General features: G+C 73.7%; 13 protein-coding genes. 6 read left to right on the top strand and 7 right to left on the bottom strand.

All coding sequences use genetic code 11. From position 1 onward, the window contains the following. From AB0O48_RS31815 to AB0O48_RS31805, 3 genes are all read left to right on the top strand, one after another. Complete coding sequence (locus AB0O48_RS31815; RefSeq protein ID WP_013734295.1) at nucleotides 1-120, top strand: SapB/AmfS family lanthipeptide; 120 nt, start codon at nucleotides 1-3, stop codon at nucleotides 118-120. A gap of 72 nt (nucleotides 121-192) precedes the next feature. Continuing rightward, the gene (locus tag AB0O48_RS31810; protein ID WP_365069606.1) at nucleotides 193-1,917 is read left to right on the top strand and encodes an ABC transporter ATP-binding protein; all 1,725 of its coding nucleotides are present in this window, start codon (nucleotides 193-195) and stop codon (nucleotides 1,915-1,917) included. Continuing rightward, nucleotides 1,914-3,689: an ATP-binding cassette domain-containing protein gene (locus AB0O48_RS31805; RefSeq protein WP_365069605.1), complete on the top strand. Its 1,776-nt coding sequence runs from the start codon at nucleotides 1,914-1,916 to the stop codon at nucleotides 3,687-3,689. The genes AB0O48_RS31810 and AB0O48_RS31805 overlap by 4 nt, the downstream gene beginning before the upstream one ends. Nucleotides 3,690-3,715: 26 nt before the next feature. Here the strand turns inward: AB0O48_RS31805 and AB0O48_RS31800 are convergent, their stop codons facing one another. The 3 genes from AB0O48_RS31800 to AB0O48_RS31790 form a co-directional block, all read right to left on the bottom strand. After that, nucleotides 3,716-4,300 (bottom strand): response regulator transcription factor, encoded by a 585-nt coding sequence (locus AB0O48_RS31800; RefSeq protein WP_357255464.1) that lies wholly within the window; start codon nucleotides 4,298-4,300, stop codon nucleotides 3,716-3,718. A 117-nt stretch (nucleotides 4,301-4,417) separates the two neighbouring features. Further along, on the bottom strand, nucleotides 4,418-5,023 hold the full coding sequence (locus tag AB0O48_RS31795; protein ID WP_357255462.1) for a response regulator transcription factor: 606 nt from the start codon (nucleotides 5,021-5,023) through the stop codon (nucleotides 4,418-4,420). Between the two features lie 201 nt (nucleotides 5,024-5,224). Further along, nucleotides 5,225-6,637, bottom strand: coding sequence for a hypothetical protein (locus tag AB0O48_RS31790; RefSeq protein WP_365069602.1), 1,413 nt, complete (start codon nucleotides 6,635-6,637; stop codon nucleotides 5,225-5,227). Between the two features lie 239 nt (nucleotides 6,638-6,876). Between AB0O48_RS31790 and AB0O48_RS31785 the strand changes: the two genes are divergently transcribed. The 3 genes from AB0O48_RS31785 (at nucleotide 6,877) to AB0O48_RS31775 (ending at nucleotide 9,236) form a co-directional block, all read left to right on the top strand. Then, nucleotides 6,877-7,341, top strand: a complete 465-nt coding sequence (locus AB0O48_RS31785; RefSeq protein WP_365069600.1) for a hypothetical protein — start codon at nucleotides 6,877-6,879, stop codon at nucleotides 7,339-7,341. A gap of 146 nt (nucleotides 7,342-7,487) precedes the next feature. Continuing rightward, a complete protein-coding gene (locus tag AB0O48_RS31780) occupies nucleotides 7,488-8,783 on the top strand; it encodes a GAF domain-containing protein (protein ID WP_365069598.1) in 1,296 nt (431 codons plus the stop codon). A gap of 6 nt (nucleotides 8,784-8,789) precedes the next feature. After that, the gene (locus tag AB0O48_RS31775) at nucleotides 8,790-9,236 is read left to right on the top strand and encodes a glutaredoxin domain-containing protein (protein ID WP_365069596.1); all 447 of its coding nucleotides are present in this window, start codon (nucleotides 8,790-8,792) and stop codon (nucleotides 9,234-9,236) included. Between the two features lie 108 nt (nucleotides 9,237-9,344). On the opposite strand, the gene AB0O48_RS31770 is transcribed toward AB0O48_RS31775, so the two are convergent. The 4 genes from AB0O48_RS31770 to AB0O48_RS31755 are packed head-to-tail and all read right to left on the bottom strand — an operon-like array spanning nucleotide 9,345 to nucleotide 13,550. Next, nucleotides 9,345-10,469 carry an LLM class flavin-dependent oxidoreductase gene (locus tag AB0O48_RS31770; RefSeq protein WP_365069594.1) on the bottom strand — a complete coding sequence of 375 codons (1,125 nt, stop codon included), beginning with the start codon at nucleotides 10,467-10,469 and terminating at the stop codon, nucleotides 9,345-9,347. Beyond that, nucleotides 10,469-11,512: an aldo/keto reductase gene (locus AB0O48_RS31765; RefSeq protein ID WP_365069592.1), complete on the bottom strand. Its 1,044-nt coding sequence runs from the start codon at nucleotides 11,510-11,512 to the stop codon at nucleotides 10,469-10,471. The genes AB0O48_RS31770 and AB0O48_RS31765 overlap by 1 nt, the downstream gene beginning before the upstream one ends. Before the next feature lie 20 nt (nucleotides 11,513-11,532). Continuing rightward, entirely contained in the window at nucleotides 11,533-12,870 is a 1,338-nt protein-coding gene (locus tag AB0O48_RS31760; RefSeq protein WP_357255447.1) for an LLM class flavin-dependent oxidoreductase, read from the bottom strand. Then, nucleotides 12,867-13,550, bottom strand: coding sequence for an ABC transporter ATP-binding protein (locus AB0O48_RS31755; RefSeq protein WP_357255478.1), 684 nt, complete (start codon nucleotides 13,548-13,550; stop codon nucleotides 12,867-12,869). The genes AB0O48_RS31760 and AB0O48_RS31755 overlap by 4 nt, the downstream gene beginning before the upstream one ends. Nucleotides 13,551-13,571 lie beyond the last annotated feature (21 nt).

Raw genomic sequence — 13,571 nt, 5'->3', positions numbered from 1 at the left:
ATGGCGCTTCTGGACCTCCAGGGCCTGGAGATGGCTCCGGCCGACCGCACGGGTGGCGGTAGCCGGGCGAGCCTGCTGCTCTGCGGCGACAGCTCGCTCTCCGTCACGACCTGCAACTGATCCGCCGCACAAGCGAGGCCCTGGGTGGGCAGACGTGCCCACCCAGGGCAACCGCGTACCCGGGGAGGTCCGATGCCGACGTTCGCCTCGGGGGATCGACTGCTCCGGCGGACGGCCGGGGCCGGCGGCGGCTGGACCGGCGCACTCGCGGCGGTCGCGCTGCTCGGCGCGGCTGCCGAACTGGCGTTACCCGCGGTCCTCGGCCACGCCGTCGACGCCGCCCTCGGCGGGGGCTCCGGCTGGTGGGCGGTGACCGCCGGTGGCCTGGTTGTCGTCCTCATCGGCGTCGACACCCTCACGGATCTGGCCAGCGGATTCGGCGCGGCACGCGCCACCGCCGGGCTGCGCCGGCAGCTGCTGCGGCACGTGTTCGCGTTGGACGTCCGCGCCACCCGCCGCCACCCGGTGGGTGATCTCGTCGGCCGGCTGGTCGGCCAGGCCGCCGACGCGGGGCAGGCCGGCAACGCCCTGGTGCTGGCCGTCGTGGCGGTGCTTCCACCGCTCGGCAGCGTCGTCGCGCTCGCCATCATGGAACCGGTCCTCGGGATCACCCTGCTCGCCGGTCTCGTGCTGCTCGCCGTCCTCATGCGCGCCTTCGTGACCGACGCCTCGGCCGCGACCGCCGGGTACCAACGGGTTCTCGGGAGCATCGCCGGCCGACTGCTGGAGTCGCTGACCGGTGCCCGGACCATCGCCGCCGCCGCCACCACCCACCGCGAGGAGGACCGGGTGCTCGCGGCCCTGCCGGAGCTGGGCCGGCACGGCCGGCGCGGTTGGGACCTGCTGGCCCGGGCCAGTGCGCGCACCTCCGCCGTGGCACCGCTGGTGCACCTGAGCGTCGTCGCGGTCGGCGGGTACGCCCTGACCGCCGGCTGGCTCACCCCGGGCCAACTGGTCGCCGCCGTCCGCTACGCGGCCATGGGCGCCGGGCTCGGCGGAGTGCTCGCCACCCTGAACCACCTGGTGCGCAGCCGTGCGGGAGCACACCGGGTCGCCGAGCTGCTGCAACAGCCGATCGCGCCGGCCGGCGACCGGCCCCTACCACCCGGCGGCGGCGCCCTGAGACTGCGCGGGGTGCGCGTGTACGCCGACGACGGCCGACCGATCCTGGACGGCATCGACCTGGACGTACCGGCCGGCGCGACGGTGGCCGTCGTCGGCGCGTCCGGCGCCGGCAAGTCGACCCTGGCCGCCGTGGCGGGACGGCTGCACGACCCCGACGGAGGTGAAGTACAACTCGACGGGGTGCCGCTGCGCGACCTCGACCCCTCGGCGCTGCGCCGAGCCGTCGGCTACGCCTTCGACCGGCCGGTGCTCGTCGGCACGACAGTCCACGACGCGATCGGGTTGGCGCTGCCCGCCGACTCGGCGGTGCCGCCCGACCGGAGCCCGGCCACACCGGCGGTCCTCCGGGCGACCCACCTGGCGGCGGTCGCCGACGTGATCGAACGGCTGCCCGACGGCTACCGCACCCCGCTCGTGGACACACCGCTCTCCGGCGGTGAGGCCCAGCGCCTCGGCCTGGCTCGGGCGTTCGCCGCCGAGCGGCTGCTCATCCTGGACGACGCGACGTCCAGCCTGGACACCGCGACCGAACACCTGATCACCGAGGCGGTGATCGGGTGGGTCGGCTCGCGTACCCGACTGGTCGTCACCCACCGGCCGGCGGTGGCCGCGGCGGCCGACCTCGTCGCCTGGCTGGACGGCGGTCGGCTGCGCGGACTGGCGCCGCACCTGCGGCTCTGGGCCGACCCGGACTACCGGGCTGTCTTCCAACCGGCCGGCGGTGTCTCGTGAACCGACCCGGCGTACGGCGGGTGACCTGGCTCGCGCTGCGGGCCCGCCGGCGCGATCTCGCCCGGCTCTGCGGCTGGTCGCTCGTCGAGTCGCTGCCCGCCCTGCTCGCCGGCCTCCTGGTCGCCCGCGCCGTCGACGACGGCTTCCTGGCCGGACGTCTCCTCGACGGCCTGGCGTGGTTGGCGGCCCTCGCCGTGGCCGTGCTGGTCGGCGCGGTGGCGACCGGTCGGACGTACCGGTTCCTCGGCGCCGTGGTCGAGCCCTTCCGCGACGAGGTGGCCGCCCAGGTGGTCCGGGGATCGATTCGCGACGCCACCCGGGCGGGTGGTCGCCCGGACAGCGCCGCCGTGACCCGACTGACCCACCAGATGGAAATCGTCCGCGACACCTTCGCCGGTCTGCTGATGGTGACCCGTGGCTTTCTCTTCTCCGCCGGCGCGGCCCTGCTCGGCCTCCTCGCCCTGGCACCGGTGGTGGCGGTGCTGGCCGCCGCGCCGATGGTCGCCGGACTGGCCGTGTTCCTCGCCGCGCTGCCGGCGATGGCCGCGCACCAGCGCGCGTACGTCCGCGCCGGCGAGCAGCTCGGCCAGTCGGCCGCGACGGCGCTTGCCGGTCACCGCGACGTGCTGGCCTGTGGCGCTCAGACACGCGTGACGGCCGATGTGGAACGCCTGGTGTCGGCGCAGGCCGCGGCCGAACGCACCCTCGCCCGGATGGCCGCGATCCGCAGCCTCAGCCTCGGCATCGGCGGGTGGGTGCCGCTCGTGGTGCTGCTCGCGGCTGCTCCGTGGCTGGTCGAGCGCGGGTTGACCGCGGGCGCGGTGCTGGGTGCGCTGATCTACGTCTCCACCGGGCTGCAACCGGCCCTGCACACCCTCGTGCAGGGCCTCGGCGGCGGCGGGCTGCGGTACGTGGTCACCCTGGAGAACATCCTGCGCGCCGGTCCGGCCCCCGCCGGCCCCCGCCGGCCCGGCCCCGCCAGCCGGACGCCCCGCTGCCCGTCCACCGGCCCGGTCGGCTGCTCGCCGGCCGTCGAGGTCCGGGGGCTGACCTTCGGCTACGGCCCGCGCGCCCGTCCGGTCGTCCGCGACTTCTCGCTGACGGTGGCCGACGGGGAGCACCTCGCCGTGGTGGGACCGAGCGGCGCGGGAAAGTCCACACTGGCCGCCCTGGTGGCGGGACTGGTACCGCCGCACACCGGCACCATCCACCTGGCCGGTGTGGCGGTCACCGACGCTGAGCCGGACGTGCTGGCCGGCCTGCGGGTGCTGGTGCCCCAGGAGGCGTACGTCTTCACCGGCAGTCTCGCCGACAACCTCCGCTACCTACGGCCAGACGTCGACGACCGGACGCTGGAGGTCACCCTCGACGCCCTCGGCGCGCGCCCGCTGGCGACCCGCCTGGGCGGGCTGGGCGGGCCGGTCACGCCGGCCGTGCTCTCCGCCGGGGAGCGGCAGCTCATCGCGGCGGTCCGGGCCTGGCTGGCACCCGCCCCGCTGGTGATCCTCGACGAGGCGACCGGCCACCTGGACCCGGCGTTGGAGGCGACGGTCGAGAGTGCCTTCGCCCGGCGGCCCGGCAGCCTCGTGGTGATCGCGCACCGGATCAGTTCCGCGCTGCGGGCCGACCGGGTGTTGGTCCTCGACGGCGACGAGCCCGTGCTCGGGACGCACCGGGAGTTGCTGGCCCGTTCGGCCACCTACCGGGCGCTCGTCGGCTGCTGGGACGATCCGGTGCTGCCGCCCCGGACGGCACCGGCACGGCGGGGCTGAAGCCCCGGCCGAGCCGACGGCACCGCTCAGATCCAGCCCGCCTCGCCGGCCATCCGCACGGCCTCCACCCGGGTGCGCGCGCCCACCTTGCGGGCGATCCGACCGAGATGGTTGCGGACGGTGCCCCGGCTGAGCCCGAGCGACACCGCCACCTCCGCGACCGGCGCCCCCGCCGCCGTCAGCGTGAGCACCTCGGTCTCACGGCTGGTCAGCGGGCCGTCCGAGCGCAGCGCCGCGACGACGAGATCAGCGTCGAGCACCGGCTCGCGGCGGGCCAGCCGGCGGATCCCGTCGATGACCCGCTGCGGGCCGGCGTCGCTGGGCAGGATGCCGACCGTCCGGCTGGGGCAGAGCATGCCGCGCAGCCGCCGCGCCCGCTGTGGGTGGGCAAGCACCAGGACGGGGCACGGGCCGAGTCGGCTCGGCTCGACCGCCTCGACGACGTCGAGGTCGGCCACCACCACGTCTGGGCGTTGGGCGTGGACGGCCGCGGAGACCGCGTCGCCCCGGCCGACCTCCGCCACGACATCGATGTCGTCCTCGGCGGCGAGGACGAACGACAGCGCGCCCAGCACCAGGGCACCGTCCAAGGCGAGCAGGGTACGGATCACGATGACCTTCCCGCACTCCGATGGTGATCACTCAACGTCAATATTCAAACACGCATCCGGTGGGTCCGCACGGCGAGGGGGCGGGCCCGGACCTTTCCGCCGGACCCGCCCGTACGGCTACAACCAGCCGTTACACCGTGCGCGCCACACCGCCTCCAACCGGTTGCGGGTCCCCGTCTTGCGCAGGATCACCGACAGGTGGTTGCGCACCGTTCCGTGGGCCAGGTAGAGGCGGGCGGCGATCTCCTTCAGGGGCAGCCCCTCGGCGGCCATCCGCAGCACGTCCATCTCCCGGGGTGTCAACGGAATCTCCGGTGGGCTCAGCACCGCCACCGCCGCGGCCGGGTCGATCGCCCGTTCCCCGGCCGCCAGCGCACGGATCGCCCGTACCAGCTCCGCCAGGGAGCTGTCCTTCCCGACCAGGCCGCGCGCGCCTGCCGCCAGCGCCGCCTCCACAAGCGTCGGGCTCCACCGGGGGCTCATCGCCAGCACTGCGGCATGCGGCACATCGGCGCAGATCCGCGCCACCACCTCCACCGGGTCGGACAGCTCCGGCGTCAGCGCCAGCACCACCACCTGGGGCTGGCACCGCCGCACCACGGTCAACAGTTCGCCGACGCCGTCGACGTCGGCCACCACCTTCATGTCCTCCTCACCTGACAGCGCGGCGCAGAGCGCACCGCGCAGCAAACCCATGTCCTCGGCGACGACAACGTGGATCACCACGTTTCTCCGATCTCAGGTACGCGTCACACCGGCCACCGATCCCGGAACATGCACGGGTTGGGTCAGGGCGGTCGTGGGCGACGGACGGATAGGCATGGCCCGTGGCACCCGTACGACGGACGGGCACGGGCACTGGTCGACCAGACCGGAGGGTGTGACGGCCGTGCGGGCCAGCCACCCCGGGTCGGTCGACCCGCCTCAGCCGGGGCGGGCGATCGGTGCCGGAGCGCGGCTCTCGACGAGAAGTGGCACGAGGTCGCGGAGTTGCCCGGCGCGCGGGTACGCCTGCCGGTCGGCCGGTCGGACCAGTCCCGGCCCGGGCGGCGATCCGTCGTCGGCACCGGCGGCGTCCTGGTCAGCGGGCGTGACGGGTCGACCCGGAAGGTCGACGTCCACGGTCACCGGATCCGGGCGCGCGGCGGGATGTCCCGTCGAGGCCCTGGCGTGCGCGGGCTCGACGACGGACAGCCACGGTGACGCGGCCGTGGCCGCCGCCGCGGCGGCGTGTGCCGGTGCCAACGCCGGTTCCGCCGACGCCGCCGGTTCCGCCTGTTGCGCCGGTGGCGTCGGTACGGCCGGCGCGGGTGCCGGGGCGGCCAGCGGCTCGGCGGCCGGCCCGAGCCGTGGGGGACTGGGCGGCGGAGGCGCCGCCGGAACGACCATCGCGTCGCGAGCGGGCGCCAGGGCGGCATCCGTGACCTGGCAGAGCGCCGTGACGACGGGCGGAATCGGCACTGCGCTCACCACTCCGATGACGTGCGGCAGCGCGGCGGTCACGAGGTCCGCGACGTGCGGGAGGGGGGCGTGCACGATGCCCGTGACGCGCGGCAGCGTGTCGTGCACGACGTCGGTGACGTGCGGGATCGGAGCGTGCACGATCTCCGCGACGCGCGGCACCGCGTCGTGCACGGTGTCCGCGACGTGCGGCAGTGGGGCGTGCACGATCTCCGCGACGCGCGGCACCGCACCGTGCACGGTGTCCGCGACGTGCGGTAGCGGGGCGGTGGTCAGGTCCGCCGCCGGCGTGTCGGCTGGTCTGGGCATCGCGGGCAGTTCGGGCACGGCGCGGGCCGCCTGCCGTACTGGGTCAGCGGGTGGCCGCGCCGCCGGAACGCGGCGAGCGGGACGATGATCCGCGCGAGCCGAGGAGGCGGGCCGGAGGCTTTCGCGCTCCGCTGCGCCGGAGGTGTCGACCCGGGGGAGCGGCACGGACACCGTCGACCGTGGAGCCCTCGGCGCGGGTGTCGTGTCGCGGGGGGCGACGAGATCACCGATGGCTCTGGTCACCGGGGCGTCGGGGGCACCGCTGCGGCGGTGGTCGGCACCCGCGGCCCGCTGGCGGTCCTGGTCGGGGCGTGCCGCCTCCGTGAGCCGCGTGACCGGCTCGACCAGACCGCCGATCTCCAGACGAGGCTCGGCGCCGGAGCCGCTGCGCATCCCGTCGGCGGCGGCCGGCCCCTGGAACAGCGCGGCCAGGAGGAAACCGGCCCCGACGGCAGCCGCGAACAGCACCGTCCGGCGGACGAGCCGGCGCAGTCGGTCGGCCGTAGGCGGCGCGGACGGGCCGCCCGGCGCGGACGTCGGTGCGGTTCCGTTGACGGGACTTCGCACGCGGCCACGACCCCCTTCCCTCTGGATTGCTGACCCATGGTAGCGATGCGCTCACGTATCTGCATCCGCTGATTCTCGTTCTGTCGGCCATGCGTCTCCGCACCGAGTGCCTCGCCTCGGAACCGAGTTGAGCGCGTGGACGTTGGGCGTGTGGACACTGCCGCGCCTCACTCAGCCGTGGGAGGAATGCCCCCCGAAGGAGGGAGGCGTCGTCGGGCCGGCGCGACGATGGTGCTGGTATGCCCGCCTGCAAGGATCCGCGTTGGGCGTACGGCGCCCTCGCCTGGTTGATCTTCTTCGTCGTGTCCCATGTGGTCCTGGTGTTCTATCCCGGTGACGATCCGACCGGTGGCGGACCGTGGAGTCTGCGGGCCTACGTGATCTTCAACGTCGTACTCATCTCGGTGTCGGCCGTCGGGGCGGTCGTCGTCCACGCCACCGTCCGTCCCTGGGCTCGCCACCTTCCCCGGTGGCTCCTCCTGCCGCCGCTCCTGGCCGGCAGCATCCTGCTCGTGCTCCGGGGTGTTCCCGGGATGGTCGAGAACCTGCTGATGGTCACCGGTATCCGTCGCGGCGGCTTCGTCGGCGCCGACGACATCTCCACCGGCGAGTTCTGGGCCGGCCTCGGAATCAACACCTACTTCTTCCTGGGGGCCGTGCTGCTGGTGGGGACAACCGTCTCCTACGGCCGCCGGAGGTCCTGAACCTGCGTGCGTTCGCCGCCGGTCCGTCCCGCCGGTACGCTGCGTCGGCGGCCTCAGCCACCCTCCGCGCGTACGGTCAGCACAGGTACACCGAGCGACGCACCACCGAGTCATTCCCGTAACCCGGACGAGAGGCGGACCACGACGTGACGGCGGTACCAGGCCAACTGCCCAGGGCTGCGGATCCGGCGGGTTCCGAGCAGGGAGGGGCGGACGAGGATCTGCGGGCGTTGTTCGGGCAGTCCACCGCCGTCTTCGCCTCGCTGGCGGGGCCGGAGCATCTGGTGGAGACGGCGAACCCGGCGTTCTTCGCGGCCATCGGCGAGGAACGGGCTCGCACCGGCGTCGCGCTCGTGGACCTGATGCCCGAGCTGGCCGGTCAGGGCTTCATCGGGCTGCTGGACCAGGTCTACCGCACGGGTGAGCCCTACACCGGCAGTGACGCCCGGATCCTGCTGGGCACCGGCCCGCAGGCGCGGGAGGCGTTCTTCGACTTCACCTACGAGCCGCGCCGGGACGTCTCCGGTCAGGTCTCCGGGATCCGGGTGCTCGGCGTGGAGACCACCCAGGTCAAGCAGGCCCAGCGGTTGATGGCCGAACACCGCGCCCTGGTGGAGCAGATCGCCCGGCAGGCACCCCTGACCGAGGTGCTCGACGGGATGGCCCGCTGTATCGAGAATCTCGCACCGCAGGAGGTGCTCGTCTCGGTTCTCCTCGCCGATCCCGACGGCCGGCACCTGCGCCACGGTGCCGCACCCAGCCTTCCCGACTTCTACAACGAGGCCATCGACGGGATCGCCACCGGCGAGGGCGTCGGGTCCTGTGGCACGGCCGCCCACCGGCGGGAGCCGGTGATCGTCACCGACATCAGCACCGACCCGTTCTGGGACGACTTCCGGCACCTGGCCGAGCAGGCTGGTCTGTCGGCCTGCTGGTCCACGCCGATCCTGGCCCGCGACGGCGGCCTCCTGGGCACCTTCGCCATGTACCACCGCACCCCGCGCGCCCCGCAGGACTCCGACCTCGCCCTTGCCCGGGTCTTCGCCGGCACCGCCGCCCTGGCCATCGAGTGTCACCACAGCGAGCAGGCGCGCCGAGCCGCCGAAGCACGTGCCAGGTCCGCCCATGACGAGCTGGCCAAGGTGGTACGCGTGGAACGGGAGCTGCGCGCCGAGGCCGAGCAGCGCGCGAGCGTCGCCGCGGAACTCGCCGCCCGGATGCGCGCGGCGGCGGCCACGCAGGCGGCCATGCCGCACCCAGAGCACTGCGAGCTCGGTGGCGCCCTGGGATGCACCGCCCCGGCCGAGATCAAAATCGCCGATTCGTGGGGCGACGCGGCGTGGGGCTGCTCCGCCCACGTCGAGGAGGCCATCCTCAACGTACGGTCGGTGTTCATCGCCAGCGAGGAGCTCGGCGGCCTGGCGGCGTACCTCAAGCGCTAGACGAGTATGTTCTCACCCTGGCTGCGGCGGTGGATCCTGGCGATCGTGATGGCGGCGTGCGGCGTGCTGGTCCTGGTGACACAACTGGCCGACGGTCTGCCCGCCGTCGGCGGCGTCGAGCTGGTGATCTTCCTGGCGTTGGCACTGGTGCTGTCGCCGTGGGCCTTTCCCCGCTCGGTGGATGCCGCCGAGGCGCAACGGGCCAGCGCGGCGGACGGGCGGCCGATCGTGTACTGGCGCCCCGGGTGTCGTTACTGCCTCCAGCTCCGGTTCGCGCTTGGCCGGCTCGCCGGGCGGGCGCACTGGGTGGACATCTGGCGGTACCCGGCGGGTGCTGCCGCGGTCCGGGCGGTAGCCGGTGGCAACGAGACGGTGCCCACTGTCGTACTCGGTGATCAGGCTGTGGTGAACCCCGACCGGGCCTGGCTCCGCGAGCGGCTCCTTTCGGTCTGAGCAGGACCGGGGGACGACGGACCGTGCCGCCACGCCAGAGGGTGCCCGGCCGCCCGGCTCTACACGCTGCCTGCCGGGCCGACCGGGCCGCACTGCGGGTGATCGGGTTCAGCTGACCGCCGGCACCGCACCCCGGTCCCGCGTGCTGGTCCGGGGCGCGGCGAGGGCTCCTTCGCGCAGCAGGGGCAGGAGCTGCGTGCCCTGGCGGTCGATCTCCGGGAGGTAGGGCGTGTCGGAGAGCACGAAGTGCGTGATGCCGAGACGCTGGTACCTGCGCAGTGATTGCGCCACGTCCTCGGCCGACCCGACCAACCAGGTGGTGCCGGCCCCGCCGCCGCCGTACCTGCCGGGAGCGGTGTACAGGTTGTCGTCGAGCACCTCGCCGCGCGCGGCGAGGTCGAGCAACCGCCGCTGGCCTACTGCGGCCTGCCAGTGCGGGTTGCGTTCGATGCCGCCGTTGCGGCTTGCCAGCTGGGCAACCTTCGCCTCGGCGTCGGCCCACGCCTGGTCGGTGGTGTCCCGGACCAGGGTGGTGACCCGCAGCCCGAACTCCAACGGGGCGTGCTCGCGCCCCAGCTTGTCGCTGAGCTGCCGCAGCCGATCGATCCGCTCGGCCACGCCGTCGAGCGGCTCGCCCCAGAAGAGCTGGACGTCGGCCTCGGTGGCGGCCACCTCCTCGGCGGCGGCCGAGGCACCGCCGAAGTACAGCGGTGGGTGCCGGCGCTCGCCCCGGACGACCGGTCGGGGCCCGAGCGTCGAGTCGGTGACGCTGAAGTGCTCGCCGCGGTAGGTGACGGTGTCGTCGGTCCACAGGCGGCGCACGATCTGGATGAACTCCCTGGTCCGGGCGTACCGTGCGGTCTGGTCGCCGTCGGTGTCGCCGTACGCGGCCAGGTTGTCCTTGCCCGACACGATGTTGATCAGCACCCGCCCCTGGGTGAGGTGGTCCAGCGTCGCGGCGGCAGCGGCGAAGTGGGCCGGACGCCAGTAGCCGGGCCGGATCGCGATCAGTGGTTGGAATGTCGTCGTGCGGGCGGCCAGCGCGGCGGCGACGGTGAAGGTGTCGGGGCGACTCCAGCCGGTGCCGATGAGCGCACCGGCCCACCCGTGCTGCTCGATGGCCCGGGCGTGACCGGTCAGGGTGTCCAGACTGTTGTGGTGCTGGACGACGTCGTCCCCGCGGTGGCCGGGTTCGACCTGGTTGGGGATGTACCAGAGAAACTTCGCGCTCATCAGCCGTTCCCTCCGCCGCGACGCCGCTGTGCCGGGTCGGTCAGCGACGGTGGTTGGTATCCGGCGTCGGCGGGGTTCAGGGTGGTGCCCGGCGGGACGATGGCGTCGATGCGGTCCAGCACGTCGCGGGACAGGGTCACCTTGGCCGCGCCGAGCTGTGACTCCAGATGGGTGAGCGTGCGCGGGCCGATGATCGCCGACGTGACGGCCGGGTGCTCCAGGACGAACGCGACAGCCAGGTGGATCAACGACAACCCGGCCTCGTCGGCGAGGGCGGCCAGCTTGTCGACGGCGGCGAGCTTGGCGGCGTTGGCCGGGCGGGTCGGGTCGAACCGGGCGGGGAGCCGGTCGGCCCGGCGGGAGATCGGGGCGTCGAGCTTGCCGTGGTAGCGCCCGGAGAGCCAACCGCCGGCCAGCGGGCTCCACGGGATCACCGCCAGCCCGTAGCGCTGCGCCACCGGCAGCACCTCGCGCTCGATCTCGCGGGCCAGGATCGAGTACGGCGGCTGCTCGCTGACCACCCGCTCCCGGCCGCGCCGCTCCGCGAGCCACTGACCTTCCACGATGGCCGACGGCTCGAACGTGGAGGAGCCGATGTAGCGGATCTTGCCCTGGCGGACCAGGTCGGTGAGCGCGCCCAGGGTCTCGTCGAAGTCGGTGTCCGGCTCCGGCCGGTGCACCTGGTACAGGTCGATCCAGTCGGTGCCCAGCCGACGCAGGCTGTGCTCCACCGCCTGGACGATCCAGCGGCGGGAGTTGCCCCGGTGCTGCGGGTTGTCGCCCACCTGGCCGTGGAACTTGGTGGCGAGGAAGACCTCGTCGCGACGCCCACCGGCGAGCGCCTTGCCGACGATCTCCTCCGACTCCCCGTGCGAGTAGACGTCGGCGGTGTCGATGGCGTTGATGCCCGCGTCGAGGGCTCGATGGATGATCCGGATGCCGTCCTCGTGGTCGGGGTTACCCCGTTCGCCGAAGTTCATCGCGCCCAGCGTCAGCGAGCTGATTCGTACGCCGGTGCGCCCGAAGGGTCGTTGCTCCACCATCGTTCGTCCTCTCCAGGTGGTCAGTGGGAAGCGGCGGCGAGCCGCCGTGCGGACTGGTTGACCGGGCGGGGCAGCCCGTAGTGGTCGCGCAGGGTGGTGCCGGTGTACTCGGTGCGGAACAGGCCCCGGCGCTGGAGGATCGGCACGACGTGGTCGACGAACGTCTCCAGCCCGGACGGCAGCACCGGCGGCATGATGTTGAAGCCGTCGGCGGCGCCGCTGCGGTACCACTCCTCGATGGCGTCGGCGACCTGCTCCGGCGTGCCGGCGAAGGTGCGGTGCCCGCGTCCGCCGCCGAGTCGGCCGATGAGCTGGCGTACGGTCAGGCGTTCCCGCCGGGCCAGGGTGACGATGAGCGTGTACCTGCTCTTGGCACCCTGGATCTCGTCCTCGCTGGGCAGGTCGGCGGGCAGTTCCTTGTCCAGGTCGAGGTCCTCCGGGGCGACCCGCAGCGTGGTGGCGAGCTGGGCTCTCGCGTACTCGGGTCTGATCAGCCGATCCAGCTCCTCCTCCAGCGCGCGGGCCTCCGCCTCGGTGGGGGCGACCGCCGGCACGATGCCGGGCAGGATCTTGACGCTGTCCGGGTCGCGGCCGACCTGCGCGGCACGTCGCTTGAGGTCGCGGTAGAACTCCTGCGCCTCAGCGAGTGTCTGCTGGGCGGTGAAGACGGCCTCGGCATACCGGGCGGCCAACTCCTTGCCGTCCTCGGACGACCCGGCCTGCACCAGCAGCGGGTAGCCCTGCGGTGAGCGGGGCACGTTGAGCGGGCCGGCCACCCGGAAGTGCCGTCCGACGTGGCGGGGCGGGTAGAGCAGGTCGTCGTCGCCCCACCGGCCGGCGTCCTTGTCGCCGAGTGGGGCGTCGTCGTCCCAGCTGTCCCAGAGTTTCAGCGAGACCTCCAGGAACTCGGCGGCTCGCTCGTACCGGTCCCGGTGGGCGGGCAGCTCGTCCAGGTTGAAGTTGCGGGCGGCGTCCACGCCGGCGGTGGTGACGACGTTCCACCCCGCGCGGCCGCCGCTGATGTGGTCCAGCGACGCGAACCGGCGGGCCAGGTTGAACGGCTCGTTGTACGTCGTCGAGGCGGTCGCGATCAGCCCGATGTGGCGGGTCGCGCCGGCCAGCGCGGTGAGCAGCACGGTCGGTTCGAGCGTGCCCGCCGGCCGCCGGCCGATGCTGTTCCAAAGCACCGGGCTGTCGGCGAGGAAGAGCGAGTCGAGTTTGCCGCGCTCGGCGATGCGCGCCAGGCGGGTGAAGTGTTCGACGTCGGTCTGCGCGAACGGGTCGCTCTCCGGCAGCCGCCAGGCCGCCTCGTGGTGGCCGACGCCCATCAGGAACGCGTTGAGGTGCAGCATGGTCATCCCTCCGTCGGGTCGACGCCGAGTGCGCGGAGCAGGGTCTCGCGGTACGCGAGGAATTGCGGTTGCCGGTACGAGCGGGGCGCCGGCAGGTCGATGGCGAGGTCGACGGCGATCCGGCCGGCGTCGAGCAGCAGCACCCGGTCGGCCAGCGTGATCGCCTCGTCCACGTCGTGGGTGACGAGCAGGACCGTGGGCCGGTGCCGGGCGCACAACTCACGCAGCAGTCCGTGCATGCGTAGGCGGGTCAGCGCGTCCAGCGCACCGAACGGCTCGTCGGCGAGCAGCAGGTTCGGCTCGGACACCAGCGCCCGGGCCAGGGCCACCCGCTGCTGCTCGCCACCGGAAAGCTCGTTCGGCCAGGCCCGCTCCCGCCCCGCCAGGCCGACCTCGGCCAGTGCCGCCTGGCCGCGCTGGTGGGCGTCCGGCCCGCGCAGGCCGAGCACGACGTTGTCCAGCACCCGCTGCCAGGGCAGCAGCCGGGCGTCCTGGAAGACGACCGAGGAGTTCTCCGGTACGTCGACCAGGCCCGTGCCGGTGGCGTCGCCGTCCAGGCCGGCGAGCGCCCGCAGCAGGGTGCTCTTGCCCGAGCCGCTGCGGCCCAGCAGCGCGACGAACTCGCCCTCTTCGATCTCCAGGTCGAACCCGTCCAGGACGGCCCGATCCCCGAAGCCGCGGATCAACCCCTCGACCCGGACGGTACG

It is taken from the genome of Micromonospora sp. NPDC085948, assembly GCF_040686315.1.
Lineage (GTDB): Bacteria > Actinomycetota > Actinomycetes > Mycobacteriales > Micromonosporaceae > Micromonospora.
The sequence above is the reverse complement of the archived record's forward strand: the minus strand, read 5'-3'. Positions and strand labels throughout refer to the sequence as shown.

Excerpts from the sequence above, each read along its gene's own strand:
- AB0O48_RS31760 (WP_357255447.1), bottom strand. The coding sequence starts at position 12,870 with ATGACCATGCTGCACCTCAACGCGTTCCTGATGGGCGTCGGCCACCAC.
- AB0O48_RS31770 (WP_365069594.1), bottom strand. The coding sequence starts at position 10,469 with ATGAGCGCGAAGTTTCTCTGGTACATCCCCAACCAGGTCGAACCCGGC.
- AB0O48_RS31785 (WP_365069600.1), top strand. The coding sequence starts at position 6,877 with ATGCCCGCCTGCAAGGATCCGCGTTGGGCGTACGGCGCCCTCGCCTGG.
- AB0O48_RS31810 (WP_365069606.1), top strand. The coding sequence starts at position 193 with ATGCCGACGTTCGCCTCGGGGGATCGACTGCTCCGGCGGACGGCCGGG.
- AB0O48_RS31765 (WP_365069592.1), bottom strand. The coding sequence starts at position 11,512 with ATGGTGGAGCAACGACCCTTCGGGCGCACCGGCGTACGAATCAGCTCG.
- AB0O48_RS31775 (WP_365069596.1), top strand. The coding sequence starts at position 8,790 with ATGTTCTCACCCTGGCTGCGGCGGTGGATCCTGGCGATCGTGATGGCG.
- AB0O48_RS31815 (WP_013734295.1), top strand. The coding sequence starts at position 1 with ATGGCGCTTCTGGACCTCCAGGGCCTGGAGATGGCTCCGGCCGACCGC.